The following is a 15,739-nucleotide window of genomic DNA, read 5'->3' as shown; positions in this document are numbered from 1 at the left end:
CACGCTCCCGCTTCAATAGCCCATCAGCTTCTGGTAGCCGACCCAGAACTTGCGGATCAGGCTTTCGGTAATGACCGTGTCCTGCTGGTCCGGATTGCCGCGCGACATCTCGATCACCGACGTCGCGTCGCCGTCGCGCACCGTGCCGCGCTGCACGAGCTCGGTCGCTTCGGTGTCTTCCATCGAGATGTAGCCGGCCGGCCCGACGAGGTTCGCCTGCTTGATGCGCAGCGCGCGCAGCTCAGGCGTGTCGTCGGCATAACCGAAGAAGTGGAAGATCAGCTCGAAGTTGTCGGGCCCCTTCGGCAGGATCTGCCGCGCGACCAGCGTGTTGTGGATCTGCTGGATCACGAGTTGCGGGAAGATCGGCTGGATGTGGTTCGTGCAGTCCTCGTCGTACTCGGACACGAGATCGAGGATCGATTCGTCCTCCAGATGGAATCCCTCGTCGAACGAGCGGATGTTCTGCTGCTTGTACGCGGCCGACGTGTCGTCGTTTGTCTTCGTCACGGTGATGATGCTGTGCAGCCCGTGGTTCGCATCCGGAATCGAGCGTGCCTTCATGCCGACGCGGAAGATGTTGAAGGTCGTATGGAACAGATGCAGCATGCTCGCGTGATACGGGTCCTTCACGTTCTCCATGTACAGCTTCCAGTTCGACTTCGAGTACTGGCGCGTGCAGCCGAGGTATTCGATCGGCTTGTGGAAGATCCGGTCGATCCACGGGCGCATCTGCTCGCCGAGATAGTCGGGCAGCGGCATCACGTCGTCGCTGAAGGTCGCGAACACGAGGCCGCGATAGCTGTCGACGCGCAGCTTGCGCAGCCCGTGCTGCTTCGGATCGAAATCCGACGGCATCCCGGTCATGCCCTTCTGGCCGCGCCGGAACGGCACGCCGAGCAGGTTGCCGGTGTTGTCGAAGCTCCACTGGTGATAGACGCAGGTATGCGACGTCGCGTTGCCGCGCGACTTGCGGCACACCTGCGCACCACGGTGCGCGCAGCGGTTCACCCACGCGGCAAGCGAGCCGTCCTCGGCGCGCGTGACGACGACGGGCGTGTCGCCGACGAACGTGCTCTTGAAGTCGCCCGCATTCGGGACTTCGGCTTCCAGCGCAACGAAGTTCCACGTCGGGCCGCGGAAGATGCGTTCCTGCTCGCGGTCATAGACGGCGCGCGAGCTGAACACCTTGTACGGCACGCGCGAGCCGTCGTCGTGCGGGAACCTCACGTCGGACGCGTCGCCGCGCGCCGCGAACAGGACTGGCGATTCTGTCTGCTCCATGTCGGACTCCTTGTCGATCCGGTTGGGATGTTTTGATGGAGCCAATTTTTGAAAACCTAAAATCCGCCGTCTATCCGGAATCTGCAAATGTGGCGGCGCAGTATCCACTTCCGGCAGGTTTCTGCGCTAGGATGGCGGCACACGTGACGCCGTCGTCCGATCCCGCCCCATTCGTCGGATCGAAGCACGCGTCCCAATAACCAGACCGATGCCCATGCCCCCAATGTCGTTCGAGCCGCTCGCGCTGCGCGCGCACCGGCTGTTCGAATCCCGCGATCTCGACGAGACGCGCGAGCGGATCTCGCGCGTGATGCAGCCGCATGCGCTGCTGCCGAGCGGCCGCGTGCACGGCGCGTCGCACATGGATTTCGTGCGGATCGGCGGGCTCGGGATCGGCGCGATCGCGTTCGGCGAACCGATGCGCGTGCAGGTCGACGCGGTCGACGGCTATTACCTTTTGATGTTCTGCCTGTCCGGGCAGGCCGACGTGCGGGCGATGGGCCGGCAGGTCGGCGTCGACGGGCAGACCGGCGTGCTGTGCGCGCCAGGCGAGCGCTTCGATGCGCAGCTGTCCGCCGATTGCGAGCAGTTCGTGCTGCGCATCGATGCGGCCACCGTCGCTGCGCTGACCGGCGATCCGCGCGCGACGCTCGACCCCGTGCTGCGCGTGAGCGACGCGGCGCTTGCCGCGTGGCGCCAGCAGCTGATGCTGGTCGCGGGCTCACCGGCCCTGCTCGAGCGCGCGAGCGCGAATCCGCGCGTCGCGTCGCAACTCGAACACCTGCTGATCGACCTGCTGATCGAAGGGCATCCGCCGTCGGCCATTCCCCCATCGCGCCACGACCCCGTGCCGGGCTTCATGCGGCGCGCGCAGGAATTCGTCGCGGCCCACTACGCGCAGCCGCTGCAGCTCGCCGACATCGTCGGCGCGGCCGGCGTGCCGGAGCGCACACTGCGCGATGCGTTCATCCAGTTTCGCGGGATGAGTCCGATGCAGTACCTGCGCCACGCGCGGCTCGAGCATGCACGTGACCTGCTGCGCGCCGCGGGCAGCGAGCGGCGGATCGCCGACATCGCGCTCGACTGCGGCTTCACGCACCTCGGCCGGTTTGCGATCGCGTATCGGGAAACGTTCGGCGAACTGCCGTCGGAGACGCTCGACGGCAAGCGCTGAGGCGGCGTGCGGGGCGAATTTCCTGCGCGTTTTCGGCCACGGCGTTCACGTTCTTCATCATTTTTTTCGCCTGCGGCTGCGCCTGCGCCTGCGCCTGCGCCTGCGCCTGCGCCTGCGCCTGCGCCTGCGCCTGCAAGCAGGTTCACTGCACGGCCCCGTGCCGATGTAGGGCCCCGGAACTGACCGTTAGTTGCGATACGCGTCGCAAAAGCCGTCGTCAGCCCGCCGGCGCGATCATCGCGCGGGCGATCGCGCAGAACGCCGCCGTCGCGGGGCTTTCGTCATGCAGCCGGCGGCTCATGATGATCGGCGACGTCGCGACCGGCTCTGGCAGGCGGCGGTACACGACGCCCCTCACCCGCACGCCCTCGACACTCTCCGGCACCAGCGACACGCCGACCTTTGCGGCGACGAGCCCGAGCGCCGTCTGCAATTCGCGCACTTCATGCACGGCGGCCGGCGCGAGCCCGCCGTCGCGCAGCGCGGACAACTGCTGGTCCGCGAAACTCGGCCGCGGCGTGCTCGGATAGACGATCAGCGTCTCGTTCGCGACATCGGCCAGTGTGAGCGGCCGGTCCGGATCGGCGAGCGGATGGCCGACCGGCAGCGCCGCGATCAGCTTTTCCTCGATCAGCGCCTCGCGCACGAGCTGGTCGTCGTCGAACCGCAGCCGGCCGAACCCGACGTCGATGCGCCCGCCTTTCAGCGCGCCGAGCTGCTCGAGCGTGAACATTTCGATCAGCGACAGCTCGACGTCCGGCTGCGCCTCGCGGAACGCGCGGATCACGTCCGGCAGCGCGCCGTACAGCGTCGACGGCACGAAGCCGATCACGATCCGCTCGGACATCTGCGCGAGCCGCCGCGTCAGCGGGCCGAGCTCGTCGGCCTGGTCGACGAGCCGCTTCGCCTGCGCATAGAACACCCGCCCCGCCTCCGTCAGCTTCAGCGGCCGCGCGCCGCGCTCGAACAGCGGCAGGCCGATCTCGTCCTCGATCGCCTGAAGCTGGCGGCTGAGCGGCGGCTGCGTCATGTGCAGGCGCTCGGCCGCCCGCGTGATGTTCATCTCCTCGGCGACGGCCATGAAGTACCGGAGCTGACGCAATTCCATTGCATACCTCGAAAGTATGGAAGTAGTCGGAAAGAGTGTTGGACGCCGCCGGGCGGTTGTTCCTACCATGTGCACCAACAGGAGGAATCGCATGATAGCAACTGCCGCCACCATCGACCGCGTCGAGACACTGCTTGTCGACGTGCCGACGATCCGCCCCCACAAGCTGTCGGTCGCCACGATGAATTGCCAGACCCTCGTACTGGTCCGGGTTCGATGCTCGGACGGTATCGAGGGCGTCGGCGAAGCGACGACGATCGGGGGCCTCGCATACGGCGAGGAAAGCCCGGAGAGCATCAAGGTCAACATCGACACCTACTTCGCGCCGCTGCTGCAAGGGCTGGACGCCACCCGTCCGGGCGCCGCGATGGCGCGGGCGCGCAAGCTGTTCCAGGGCAACCGCTTCGCGAAGTGCGCGCTCGAAACCGCGCTGTTCGACGCGCAGGCACGCCGCCTCGGCGTGCCGCTGTCCGAGCTGTTCGGCGGCCGCACGACCGACGCGGTCGACGTTGCCTGGACGCTCGCGAGCGGCGACACGCAGCGCGACATCGCGGAAGCCGAAGCGATGCTCGACGCGCGCCGCCACCGCACGTTCAAGCTGAAGATCGGCTCGAACGCGGTGGCCGACGACGTCGCGCACGTGATCGCGATCAAGCGCGCGCTCGGCGAGCGCGGCGACGTGCGGATCGACGTGAACCAGGCGTGGACCGAAACCGACGCGATCTGGGCCGGCCCGCGTCTCGCGGAGGCCGGCGTGAGCCTCGTCGAGCAGCCGATCGCGGCGGCCAACCGCGCGGGCCTGAAGCGCCTCACGCAGCTCGCGCAGATTCCGATCATGGCCGACGAAGCGCTGCATGGCCCCGTCGATGCATTCGCGCTCGCGCAGGACCGCGCAGCCGACGTGTTCGCAGTGAAGATCGCGCAATCGGGCGGCCTGCAGGGCGCGGCGAGCGTCGCGGCGATTGCGTCGGCGGCCGGCATCGGCCTGTACGGCGGCACGATGCTCGAAGGCGCGGCCGGCACGATGGCATCCGCGCAACTGTTCAGCACGTTCGGCTCGCTGCAATGGGGCACCGAGCTGTTCGGCCCGCTGCTGCTGACCGAGGAGATCCTCGTCGAGCCGCTGCGTTACGAGGATTTCAAGCTGCACCTGCCGGCGACGCCCGGCCTCGGCATTACCTTCGACTGGGCCCGCATCGAACGGATGCGACGCGACGCCCGCTGATTCCCCGCACGACACCCGATATTGGAGACACAGATGAACAAGGACGCCATCGACGCGCTGCTGAAGACCTTCGACGATGCCGCTGAAAAGCCCGGCAACCCGCGCGTGCGCGCGATCGTCAACCGGATCGTGAAGGACCTGTGCTACACGATCGAGGATTTCGACGTGCAGCCGAGCGAGTTCTGGACCGCGCTCAACTACCTGAACGAAGCCGGCAAGGAATTCGGCCTGATCGCCGCGGGCCTCGGTTTCGAACGCTTCCTCGACGTGCGGATGGACGAAGCCGAAGCGAAGGCCGGCATCCACGGCGGCACGCCGCGCACGATCGAAGGGCCGCTGTATGTCGCGGGCGCGCCGGAATCGGTCGGCCACGCGCGCCTCGACGACGGCACCGATCCGGGCCAGACGCTCATCATGCGCGGCCAGGTGCTCGGCGACGATGGTGCGCCGCTCGCGAACGCGCTCGTCGAAGTGTGGCACGCGAACCATCTCGGCAACTATTCGTACTTCGATCAATCGCAGCCGGCGTTCAACCTGCGCCGCTCGATCCGCACCGACGCCGAAGGCCGCTACAGCTTCCGCAGCGTGCTGCCGGTCGGCTACAGCGTGCCGCCGGGCAGCAAGACCGAGCAGCTGCTCGACCAGCTCGGCCGTCACGGCCATCGTCCCGCGCACATTCACTTCTTCGTTTCCGCGGACGGTTATCGTAAGCTGACGACGCAGATCAACATCGAAGGCGATCCGCACATCTGGGACGACTTCGCGTTCGCGACTCGCGAAGGGCTGATTCCGAAGGTCAAGCAAGCCGAAGGCGCGGAAGGCAAGCCTTACGGCGTCGATGGCCAGTTCGCGCTGATCGACTTCGACTTCACGCTGATCAAGGATCGCGCGAACGTGCCGGAGAGCGAAGTCGAACGCGTGCGCGCGCAAGCCTGAGCGGTTGTGCGACGAACCGATAACGCAAGGAGCGAGTGATGCTGTTTCATGTGGAAATGACCGTCCATCTGCCGGCGGATATGGATCCGGTCAAGGCGGCGACGCTGAAGGCCGAAGAGAAGGCAATGTGCCAGCGCCTGATGCACGAAGGCGTCTGGCGACATCTGTGGCGGATCGCAGGGCAGTATGCGAACGTCAGCATTTTCGATGTCGACAGCGTGCAGCAACTGCATGACACGTTGAGCCAGTTGCCGCTGTTTCCGTACATGAACCTCGAGGTGCGGGCGCTGTGCCGGCATCCGTCTTCGATTCGGGAAGATGATCGGTAATTGAGCAGTGCAAACGTGGCCGTCGCAGTGCGGCCGCGAGAATGCGCAACGCGGGCGACCTGTGATTCCACTCAGGCCGCCCGCTTCACTTCGTGATCGGGCTTTGCGCGCCTTATCGCGTGCTCGCACGGTCTGCATCTCCGGGCGCTCCCCGCCGCCCGGACGCCTGCATATCGAACGGCGCCTCCGCGACCGTCACTGATCGGGCGTCAACGCCCCGCCTCCTCCACATGCGCCGCGAACCCCACCCGTTCCGGCGCGATCTCCGCCTTCAACGTCAACGCAGGAATGTCGTAATCGCCGAAATTCTGCCGGCGGAACGGAATCGGCGACGTCTCCCACAGACTGTCGAGACGCGCACCGAGCGCATCGCGCGTTGCCGCAAACCGCGCGTCATCCATCTTTCCCGTCCGGTAGATCACGAACGGCGGCAGCACGTCGAAGCCCGGGTAAAACAGGATCCCGTGCTGGATCGGGAACAGCACCTGGTCGATCGCGCCGTTGATGCCACGCGGGCTGTAGTGCGATTCCCAGCCGCCCGTCGTCACGAGCACCATCGCGCGCTTGCCCGCGAGCGAGCCTTCGCCGTACCGATTACCCCAGTGCGAATCCGAATGCTCGCCGACCCCATACGCGAAGCCGCACGCATACACGCGCTCGACCCAACCCTTCATGATCGCCGGCATCGTGAACCACCACAGCGGGAACTGCAGGATCACCGCATCGGCCCACTTCAGCTTCGCCTGTTCGCGCGCGATGTCGTCGGGTTGTGTGCCTCGCTCGAACGCGCGCTTCGAGTCGACCGACGGATCGAAGCGCATATCGGGCGCGAGGTCCGGGATATCGTCCGCGTCGAGCGTCGTTTTCCAGTTCATCGCGTACAGGTCCGACACCTGCACCGTATGGCCTGCCGCTTCGAGACGCTGCACGGCGAAATCCCGCAGCGCGCCGTTCAGCGACCGCGGCTCGGGATGGGCGTAGACGATAAGAACATTCATGACCAGGCACTCCGTTGCTTGAATGTCAGCAGGATGCCGAACCTGTAGGTATATTTGAAATGAATTTCCAATATCCCAGGTATAGCCATGACTAATCTCAGACGTCTCGACCTGAACCTGCTCGTCACGCTCGACGTGCTGCTGTCCGAGCACAACGTCACGCGCGCGGCCGAGAAGCTGAACATGTCGCAGCCATCGGTCAGCGTGCAGTTGCAGAAGCTGCGGGACGTGTTCGGCGATCCGCTGCTGCTGCCCGGCCCGCGCGGAATGCGGCCGACCGCACGCGCCGAGGCGCTGCGCGAACCGCTGCGGGAAGCGCTCGAATCCGTCGAGCGTGCGGTACTGCCTGCCACGCCGTTCGATCCGGGCACCGCGACCCATACGTGGCGACTCGCCGCGACCGACTACGCGGAATCGACGATCGTGCTGCCGACATTGAACAAGCTGTACTCGGCCGCGCCCGGCACACGCGTCGCGGTCGTCGAACTCGCGCCGCCGCGCATCACGAAGCAGGCCGAGCTGGGCGAAATCGACATCGCGTTTCACACGACTGACGGTTCGCCGGAGGGCATGCGGCGCCGCGCGCTCTTCACCGAGCGCTACGTGCTCGTCGGCCGCGCCGGACATCCGAAGCTGAAACGGCGGCCGACGCTCGCGCAGTTCTGCGCGCTCGAGTTCGTGATCGTGTCGCCGGACGGGGGAGGATTCGTCGCTGTGACGGACAAGGCGCTCGAGCCGCTCGGCGTCACGCGCCGGGTTGCGCTGTCCGTGCCGCATTTCCTGTTCGCGATCTCGGCCGTCACCCATACCGATCTCGTCGCGATGCTGCCCGAGCGCCTCGTGCGCGACGCACCCGCGCTGCGGATCGTCGATGCGCCTGTCGAGGTGCCCGGTTACGAGATGTCGATGCTGTGGCACGAACGCGCGCATCGCGACCCGGCCCATCGCTGGCTGCGCGACACGATCGCCGCTTCGGTGTGACCCGCATGCGGCCGGCTCGGCGCGTCGCAACGACGGACTGTCGATGGCGCTCGCCGAGTGACTCCGCCGGCTCCCCACTCTGGCCACCTCCGCAGGTTACTCGCGCGGATAGTCTTTGCCAGTCGCCCCCATCCGTTGCCCTCGCTGATCGTCTTCGCCAGTCACCCTCATCCGGTGCCCTCGCTGATCGCCCTCGCCAATCTCCCCACCCGCTCGCTGACAGCCACTGCCAATTTTCTCGATCCAGGACTTGAAACCGCCCGAATCACTGTATATATTTACAGTGCTTTTGACCATATGACCCGATTTCCGTCACCTTCGACGGACGGACCTTGTGAGGCGACCATGTTCCAGTCATCCGCTTTCGATCCCGAGCAACCCGGCTTCAATCCCGTCCACTTCGAGCGCGCCGCGCAGCGGGCGGTCGTCGACCTGCAGCGTGTCGTCGGCGGGCCGGCCCAGCGTGCGCTCGGCCTGCGCCGGCGCACGCACCCGGCCGCGGTGCGCACGATGAGCTGGCGCGCGCTGCTCGACGTCGAGGAGCTGGCTTTCTCGAATTCGGGGTTCCTGAACCGGAACGATCCGGCGGTGATCGACGCGTTCATCCGGCTGCGCGACAGCCGCCTGCTGGCCGCGGACGTCGAGGATCCGGTGGACTGGCGCCGCGACGACGACGACCTGCCGGCCGTCTATCTGATCGTGAAGGCGATGCTCGAGGCGGAAGCCGCGGAGCAGGCCGAGGCCGCCTGAGCATCGGCAGCGTGCGCCGTCAGCGGTGTGAACCGGCCGACAGCCAATATCGGCCGCTGTTCACACCGCCGATGGCGAATCAGGCCCGACGATCGCACGCGCGATGCGAAAGCGATCGTTGGGCGGGAGCTGACGCTGCGACAAGTACGTGGCCGTACGGGAGCACCGCCCTGCGGCACGCAATACGCGCGTTACAGCCGCGCCGCCAGCCTTGCGCCCTGGTCGATCGCACGCTTCGCATCGAGTTCGGCGGCCAGTTCCGCGCCGCCGATCAGGTGCACCGACCGCCCCGCCGCCTGCAGCGGCTCGACGAGCGCGCGCTGCGGTTCCTGGCCCGCACACAGCACGATCGTGTCGACCTCGATCAGCTCCGGATCGGTGCGCTTCTCGCCGTACGACACGTGCAGCCCGCGCGCGTCGATCCGCTCGTAGTTCACGCCGCCGATCATCTTCACCTGCTTCATCTTCAGCGTCGCGCGGTGAATCCAGCCGGTCGTCTTGCCGAGCCCCTTGCCGAGCGGCGCGGCCTTGCGCTGCAGCAGCGTGACCTCACGGGCCGGCGGCGTCGTCTGCGCGCGCGTCACGCCGCCGCGCGTCGCGGCCGGATCCGTCACACCCCATTCGGCCTTCCATTCGTCGAGATCGAGCGCCGGCGACACGCCGTCCTGCACCAGAAACTCCGCGACGTCGAAGCCGATCCCGCCCGCGCCGATCACCGCGACCCGCTTGCCGACCGGCCGGTTGCCCGCGAGCACGTCGATATAGCTCAACACGTTCGCGCCGTCCTGCCCCGGGATCTTGGGATCGCGCGGCGACACGCCGGTCGCGAGCACGATTTCGTCGTAACCGCCCGCGATCAGGTCGCTCGCGTCGACACGCCGGTTCAGGTGCAGCGACACACCGGTCAACTCGATCTGCCGGCGGAAATAGCGCAGCGCCTCATGGAACTCCTCCTTGCCCGGGATCCGCTTCGCCATGTTGAACTGGCCGCCGATGTCGGCCGCCGCATCGAACAGGTCGACCCGATGGCCGCGCTGCGCGAGCACTGTCGAACACGCGAGCCCGGCCGGCCCCGCGCCGACGACGGCGATGCGCTTCGCCTTCGGCGCCGGCGCGTATTTCAGCTCCGTCTCGTGGCAAGCACGCGGGTTCAACAAACACGACGCGATCCGGTTCTTGAACGCATGGTCGAGACACGCCTGGTTGCAACCGATGCACGTGTTGATCTCGTCCGCGCGCCCCTGCGCGGCCTTGTTCACGAATTCGGCGTCGGCGAGCAGCGGACGCGCCATCGACACCATGTCCGCGCAGCCGTCCGCCAGGATCTGCTCGGCGACTTCCGGCCGGTTGATCCGGTTCGTCGTCACGAGCGGGATGCCGACCTCGCCTTTCATCTTCTTCGTGACCCACGCGAACGCGCCGCGCGGCACCGACGTCGCGATCGTCGGCACGCGCGCCTCGTGCCAGCCGATCCCCGTGTTGATGATCGTTGCGCCCGCGCGCTCGACGGCCTTCGCGAGCTGCACGACCTCGTTCCAGTCGCTGCCGTCCGGGATCAGGTCGAGCATCGACAGTCGGTAGATCAGGATGAAGTCGCGGCCGACCGCCTCGCGCGTACGCTCGATGATCTCGATCGGCAGGCGGATGCGGTTCTCGTAAGCACCGCCCCACTCGTCGGTGCGCTTGTTGGTGTGCAGCGAGATGAACTGGTTGATCAGGTAGCCCTCGGAGCCCATGATCTCGACACCGTCGTAGCCGCCCTCGCGCGCGAGCTGCGCGCAGCGGACGAATGCACGGATCTGCCGCTCGATGCCGCGCGCGGTCAGCGCGTGCGGCGTGAACGGCGAGATCGGCGACTTGAGCTTCGACGGCGCGACCGCGAACGGGTGATAGCCGTAGCGGCCCGTGTGCAGGATCTGCAACGCGATCTTGCCGTCTTCGGCGTGCACGGCGTCGGTGATCACGCGATGCCGGCGTGCGGCCGACGACGTTGCGAGCGTGCCGCCGAACGGCTTGGTCCAGCCGGCCACGTTCGGCGCGAAGCCGCCGGTGACCATCAGGCCGACGCCGCCGCGCGCGCGTTCGGCGAAATACTCGGCAAGCCGCGGCAGCGTCTTGCGGCTGTCCTCGAGGCCCGTATGCATCGAGCCCATCAGCACGCGGTTCTTCAGCGTCGTGAAGCCGAGATCGAGCGGCGCCAGCAGGTGCGGAAACTGTGTCGTCATGATCGTTGGAACGGAAAGCGATGACTGTCATCGTAGGCCGCGCGCCGCCTTGAACGTGAGGGGGCAAACAGCCATAATGCTTGTCATTTCCGGCCAAGGAACCGATGACTTCCCCGCTTGCCAAGGACCGCCTCGGGCTGCGCCGGCCAACGATTCCGGTCGCCTATCCGCGCCTGCTGCTGCAGGTGCTGGCCGCGCGCGGCGTCGATCTTGCCGCGGTGCGCGCGGGCACGGGCCTGCGCGACACCGTGCTGGCCGAGCCGGACGCGCGCGTCGCGCCGTCGCAATGGGGCCGGCTCGTGCTGAACGCGATCGCGATCGGCGGCGACGAAGGGATCGGCCTCGCGTTCGGGCTCCAGCTCAAGACGACCGTGCACGGCTTTCTCGGCTACGCGACGCTGACCGCGCGGGACATCCGCGAATCGCTGCAGGTGACGATCCGCTACTTCCGGATGCGCAACCGGCAATACCGTCTGACCTATGCCGAGGACGCGCACGGCGCGACGCTCGAACTGCATGGCGTGCAGGCAAGCCCCGTGCTGCAGCATCACGTGATGTTCGAGTTCGTGCTGACCGGGCTTGCGCAGAGCATCGCGCAGTTGTCCGGGCGCGCATCGCCGGACATCGCGCTGCAGTTCGCGTGGCCGGAACCGGAATATTTCGCGCGTTATCGCGATCAGCTGCCTCCGGTGCGATTCGGCTGCGCAGCCAACGCGCTGTGGATCGCGCACGACGTGCTCGACTGGCCGCTGCCGCTCGCCGACGAAGTCGCGCACCGGCAGGCACTTGTGCAGGTCGAGCGCGAATTCGCGCAGGTCAGGCAGGAGGAAGGCGATCTGGTCGAGCGTGTGCGGGCCGAGCTGGCGCGCGCGGCGGGCGGGTATCCGGGGCCGGAGACACTCGCGCAGCAACTGCTCGTGTCGACGCGCACGCTGCGGCGGCGATTAGAGGAAGCTGGCGCGAGCTATCGGCGGTTGCTCGACGAAGCGCGGTATCGGGATGCGAAGCAGTTGCTCGCGGCGTCGGATCTCGACCTGAAAACCATCGCCGAGCGCCTTCAATTCACCGATCCGGCGAATTTCACGCGGGCGTTCCGGCGCTGGACCGGGCAGACGCCGAGCGCATTTCGCGACGCGGCCGCCGCGTTGACGGGGACAGCGGCCACGCATGAAAAAGGAAACGATGGCGAACCTTGAGCGTCGCGCCCCAAGCGACGATGCGTTCGCGGAGCCGGGATCGGGGACGTTCACGCGCGCCTTCCGGCGCTGATCCCGGCAATTGCCGCGTGCCCATCAAGTCGCCGGCGGTCGATGAACGGGCGGGATCGCTACGCGGCAAGAACACGGGGACGATACAGAACAGCCGATGCAGCGGCGCTGTCCGAGCGTTGCCTTCCCCGTCGATTCACCGCTTGCCCGTCAGGCTGAACAGCTCGTCGCGCAGCGCCTTCGCGCGGCCCTGGCCGAATTGCGTCTCGAACTCTTCCTGCGCGGCCTGCCACGCACGCTTCGCCTGACCGAACACGCGCACGCCCTGTTTCGTCAGATTGAGCGCATGCGCGCGCGCGTCGTGCTCGGATATGCCGGTGGCGACCAATCCGTCGCGCTGCAGCGGTTTCAGCGCGCGCAGCAGCGTCGTGCGGTCCATCACCAGCGCATCGGCGAGATCGCTCATCATCACGTCGGGCCGGCGCGACAGGATCGCCATGATCGAGAACTGCGCCGGCGTCACGCCGACCGGGCTCAAATGGCGCTCGTAGATTTGCGTGACGAACCGCGTCGCCTGACGCAGCGCGAAGCAGTTGCACGCACCGGCAATCTGAATGTCATCCATGGCAGGCAATTTATATGTGCATATGCATAAAGTCAACGTATACTTCGCCGTATCGGGTGGCTGTGGGGATGGCCGTCGCCGCGCGGATCGCCGCATGCACCCGGGGCCGGATCGTCGCGAGCCGTTCACGACTGCCCCGCTGCCCAGCCCCAAGTTCGAGCGCGAGGAGACGCACATGGACTACTTCGACAAGCTGCGGATTTTCCGGTCGGTGGTGGAGCATCGCAGCTTCACCCGCGCCGCCGACATCCACGGCCTCGCGCGCCCCGTCGTGTCGCGTGCGATCGCCGATCTGGAAATGCGTTTCGGCAGCCGCCTGCTGCACCGGACGACGCGGCAGGTGTCGCTGACCGAGACGGCCGAGCGCATCTATGAGCGCTGCGCGGCCGTGCTCGACGAACTCGACGCGCTCGAAGCGGAAGCCGTGACGCACACGCGCGAGCCGGACGGCCTGCTGCGGCTCGTCGCGCACACCACCGCCGCGTTGAGCCGGCTCGTGCCGCTGATCGCGGGCTTCAAGGCCGCGTATCCGAAAGTGCGCCTCGACGTCACGCTGACCGAGCGCCCGGTCGATCTCGTCGGCGAGGGCTACGACATCGGCATCGTCGTGCCGTACATGCTGACCACCGAATCGACCGTCGTACGGCTGCTCGAGCGGATTCCGGTCGTGATCGTCGCGACGCCCGAGTATCTGCGCACGCACGGCCACCCGGCCACGCCGGCTGATCTGGCCGACCACCCGTTCGTGCCGCTGTCGCCGTCGCTGCGGCGCCCGGCGCTCGCGTTCCGCGTCGACGGCGACACGCTGACCGTGCCGTACCACTTCGACATGTCGTCGAACAGCCCGGTGTTCAACCGCGAGATGGTGCTGCGCCATTTCGGGATCGGCGTCGTGCCGAGGGGACTCGTCGAGCAGGAGCTGGCGTCGGGCACGCTGGTTCAACTGCTCGAGGACGCCGATCTCGTCAATGCGTTCGTCGAAATCAAGCTCGCGTATGCGAACCGCGCGCTGCTGCCGGCGAAGGTCAAGGCGTTCATCGAGTATGCGACGGCCTACGCCGGCCAAGCCGCCGAGGCTGTCGAGCCGGTCACCGCCGGCTAGCGGCGCCGCGCCGATTGCCGATATCGAAGACGCCTCCGGACGGCGCGCGTCGCCGAACGCCGCCAAACGCGCGCGTCCGGCATCCGGCCGGATGAACACCCGACACGACGCTGCCGCCCGCCGATTGGTACAACCGGCGAACCAATCTGATCTGTCGCCGCGCATCGCTTCGCGCGGCCCCGCTCACTATGATGTGCACATGCACAAGTACTCGCTCACCGATGACGACTGTTTCGCTGTCCGGCAGGCCGCCCGCCGGATCTCGCAGTTTTACGAGCGCTACCTTTCACACGCGGGCGTCACCGCGTCGCAGTACAGCATCCTCGCGTTGCTGCGCGACCGCCCCGGCCTGACGATGGCGGCACTGTCGGCCGTGCTGGTCATCGAACGCACCGCGCTGCTGCGTGCGCTGAAGCCGCTCGTCGGCGCGGCGCTCGTCGCCGGCCGCAACGAAGGCAGCGGCCGGCGGCTCACGTTCGCGCTGACCGGCGACGGCGAAGCGAAGATCGCGCACGCGCACACGCACTGGCTGGCCGCGCAGGAGGCGTTCGAACGGCGCTTCGGACCGACGCAAGCCGCCCAGCTCAGAGACGAACTGTTCCGGATCACGCACAACATTCCGGAACGTTGAAGCAATCCTCCGATCGGCGCGTCGCGTCGATCGATCCAATAGGTGCATATACATAGGTGAATCGATGGATACGACCCAGACATCCGTTTCCCGAGAGGCGGCTCCCGTCGAGCACGTCGCGCGGCAGCGCCGCCGCGTGCCGTGGATGAAGGTCGCCGTGCTGGCCGTGGTCGTCGTGGTGGCGTCCGCGGGACTCTATTGGGATCTCGTGCTGCGCTTCGAGCAAAGCACCGACGATGCCTACGTCGGCGGCAACGTCACGGTGCTTGCGCCGAAGGTGAACGGCTTCGTCGACGCCATCCTGGTGACCGACAACCAGCGCGTGAAGGCCGGCGACGTGCTCGTCCGGCTCGACGCGCGCGACTACGACGCGAAACTCGCGCAGGCGACGGCCGAAGTCGACAGCGCGCGTGCGGCCGTGACCGAACTCGAAGCGAAGCAGCAGCTGCAATACGCGGTGATCGGCCAGAGCGCGGCGGAGAAAAGCGCTTCGTCTGCCGAACTGACGCGCGCCGCCTCCGACAAGTCGCGCTACCGCGAACTCGTGAAATCCGACGCCGTCTCCAACCAGATCGTCGAGCGCGCCGATGCCGACTATTCGAAGGCGACCGCGGCAGTCGACCGCAGCGACGCCGCGCTGCTCGCCGCGAAACGGCAGCTCGACGTGCTCGGCGCGCAACTCGTCGACGCGCGCGCGCGCGTGAACACCGCGCTCGCCGCGCAACGGGTCGCGGCGCTGAACGTCGAGTACACGACGATCCGCTCGCCCGTCGACGGCTACGTCGGCAACCGCACGGGCCGGGTCGGGATGCTCGCGAACGTCGGCGTGCCGCTGCTGACGATCGTCCCTGCGTCGGGCCTGTGGATCGATGCGAACTTCAAGGAAGACCAGTTGAAACGGATGCGCGCGGGCGACCGTGTCGACGTGTCGCTCGACGCATCGAGCGTGACCCTGCACGGCCGCGTCGACAGCCTCGCGCCCGCGACCGGCGCGACGTTCAGCGTGCTGCCGGCGGAGAACGCGACCGGCAACTTCACGAAGATCGTGCAGCGCGTGCCGGTGCGCGTGCATCTCGACGCTCAGCCGGGCCTCGACAACGTGCTGCGCCCGGGCCTGTCCGCGGTCGTGACCGTGCATACCGACCCTACGCACTGACGCGGAG

The 15,739-nt window shown here is 67.2% G+C and carries 14 protein-coding genes and 1 pseudogene; 10 read left to right on the top strand and 5 right to left on the bottom strand.

The features are described 5' to 3' along the window. Positions 1 to 12: 12 nt before the first annotated feature. Positions 13 to 1,284, bottom strand: coding sequence for an anthranilate 1,2-dioxygenase large subunit AndAc (andAc, locus tag ACV229_RS21790; protein WP_448085177.1), 1,272 nt, complete (start codon positions 1,282 to 1,284; stop codon positions 13 to 15). A gap of 214 nt (positions 1,285 to 1,498) precedes the next feature. Between andAc and andR the strand changes: the two genes are divergently transcribed. Beyond that, entirely contained in the window at positions 1,499 to 2,458 is a 960-nt protein-coding gene (andR, locus tag ACV229_RS21785) for an anthranilate 1,2-dioxygenase regulatory protein AndR (protein WP_448085295.1), read from the top strand. A 217-nt stretch (positions 2,459 to 2,675) separates the two neighbouring features. Here andR and ACV229_RS21780 read toward each other — a convergent pair whose 3' ends face one another. Further along, complete coding sequence (locus ACV229_RS21780) at positions 2,676 to 3,566, bottom strand: LysR family transcriptional regulator (protein WP_448085176.1); 891 nt, start codon at positions 3,564 to 3,566, stop codon at positions 2,676 to 2,678. 91 nt (positions 3,567 to 3,657) lie between these two features. Here ACV229_RS21780 and ACV229_RS21775 point away from each other — a divergent pair, with 91 nt between their 5' ends. The 3 genes from ACV229_RS21775 to catC are packed head-to-tail and all read left to right on the top strand — an operon-like array spanning position 3,658 to position 6,056. Beyond that, positions 3,658 to 4,791 (top strand): muconate/chloromuconate family cycloisomerase, encoded by a 1,134-nt coding sequence (locus ACV229_RS21775; protein WP_448085175.1) that lies wholly within the window; start codon positions 3,658 to 3,660, stop codon positions 4,789 to 4,791. 33 nt (positions 4,792 to 4,824) lie between these two features. Further along, positions 4,825 to 5,727, top strand: coding sequence for a catechol 1,2-dioxygenase (gene catA, locus ACV229_RS21770; RefSeq protein ID WP_448085174.1), 903 nt, complete (start codon positions 4,825 to 4,827; stop codon positions 5,725 to 5,727). A 38-nt stretch (positions 5,728 to 5,765) separates the two neighbouring features. After that, positions 5,766 to 6,056, top strand: coding sequence for a muconolactone Delta-isomerase (catC, locus tag ACV229_RS21765; protein WP_448085173.1), 291 nt, complete (start codon positions 5,766 to 5,768; stop codon positions 6,054 to 6,056). 209 nt (positions 6,057 to 6,265) lie between these two features. Here the strand turns inward: catC and ACV229_RS21760 are convergent, their stop codons facing one another. Then, the gene (locus tag ACV229_RS21760) at positions 6,266 to 7,054 is read right to left on the bottom strand and encodes an NAD(P)H-dependent oxidoreductase (protein WP_448085172.1); all 789 of its coding nucleotides are present in this window, start codon (positions 7,052 to 7,054) and stop codon (positions 6,266 to 6,268) included. Between the two features lie 87 nt (positions 7,055 to 7,141). Here ACV229_RS21760 and ACV229_RS21755 point away from each other — a divergent pair, with 87 nt between their 5' ends. Both ACV229_RS21755 and ACV229_RS21750 read left to right on the top strand, forming a co-directional pair. Beyond that, entirely contained in the window at positions 7,142 to 8,035 is an 894-nt protein-coding gene (locus ACV229_RS21755) for a LysR family transcriptional regulator (RefSeq protein ID WP_448085171.1), read from the top strand. 345 nt (positions 8,036 to 8,380) lie between these two features. Continuing rightward, on the top strand, positions 8,381 to 8,785 hold the full coding sequence (locus ACV229_RS21750) for a DUF2471 family protein (protein ID WP_448085170.1): 405 nt from the start codon (positions 8,381 to 8,383) through the stop codon (positions 8,783 to 8,785). A gap of 191 nt (positions 8,786 to 8,976) precedes the next feature. Here the strand turns inward: ACV229_RS21750 and ACV229_RS21745 are convergent, their stop codons facing one another. Continuing rightward, complete coding sequence (locus ACV229_RS21745; RefSeq protein ID WP_448085169.1) at positions 8,977 to 11,010, bottom strand: oxidoreductase; 2,034 nt, start codon at positions 11,008 to 11,010, stop codon at positions 8,977 to 8,979. Between the two features lie 76 nt (positions 11,011 to 11,086). Between ACV229_RS21745 and ACV229_RS21740 the strand changes: the two are divergent. After that, positions 11,087 to 12,206, top strand: a pseudogene (locus ACV229_RS21740) (AraC family transcriptional regulator ligand-binding domain-containing protein). A gap of 208 nt (positions 12,207 to 12,414) precedes the next feature. Here ACV229_RS21740 and ACV229_RS21735 read toward each other — a convergent pair. Further along, positions 12,415 to 12,843: a MarR family winged helix-turn-helix transcriptional regulator gene (locus ACV229_RS21735; protein WP_448085168.1), complete on the bottom strand. Its 429-nt coding sequence runs from the start codon at positions 12,841 to 12,843 to the stop codon at positions 12,415 to 12,417. Between the two features lie 175 nt (positions 12,844 to 13,018). Here ACV229_RS21735 and ACV229_RS21730 point away from each other — a divergent pair, with 175 nt between their 5' ends. The 3 genes from ACV229_RS21730 (at position 13,019) to ACV229_RS21720 (ending at position 15,732) form a co-directional block, all read left to right on the top strand. Beyond that, positions 13,019 to 13,945: a LysR family transcriptional regulator gene (locus tag ACV229_RS21730; protein WP_448085167.1), complete on the top strand. Its 927-nt coding sequence runs from the start codon at positions 13,019 to 13,021 to the stop codon at positions 13,943 to 13,945. A gap of 199 nt (positions 13,946 to 14,144) precedes the next feature. Next, positions 14,145 to 14,576 (top strand): MarR family winged helix-turn-helix transcriptional regulator, encoded by a 432-nt coding sequence (locus tag ACV229_RS21725; RefSeq protein WP_448085166.1) that lies wholly within the window; start codon positions 14,145 to 14,147, stop codon positions 14,574 to 14,576. A 64-nt stretch (positions 14,577 to 14,640) separates the two neighbouring features. After that, the gene (locus tag ACV229_RS21720; RefSeq protein ID WP_448085165.1) at positions 14,641 to 15,732 is read left to right on the top strand and encodes an HlyD family secretion protein; all 1,092 of its coding nucleotides are present in this window, start codon (positions 14,641 to 14,643) and stop codon (positions 15,730 to 15,732) included. Positions 15,733 to 15,739 lie beyond the last annotated feature (7 nt).

The sequence above is a fragment of the Burkholderia sp. MR1-5-21 genome (assembly GCF_053427715.1).
Note: the sequence above shows the minus strand (reverse complement) of the source record. Positions and strands in the feature narration are given on the sequence as shown.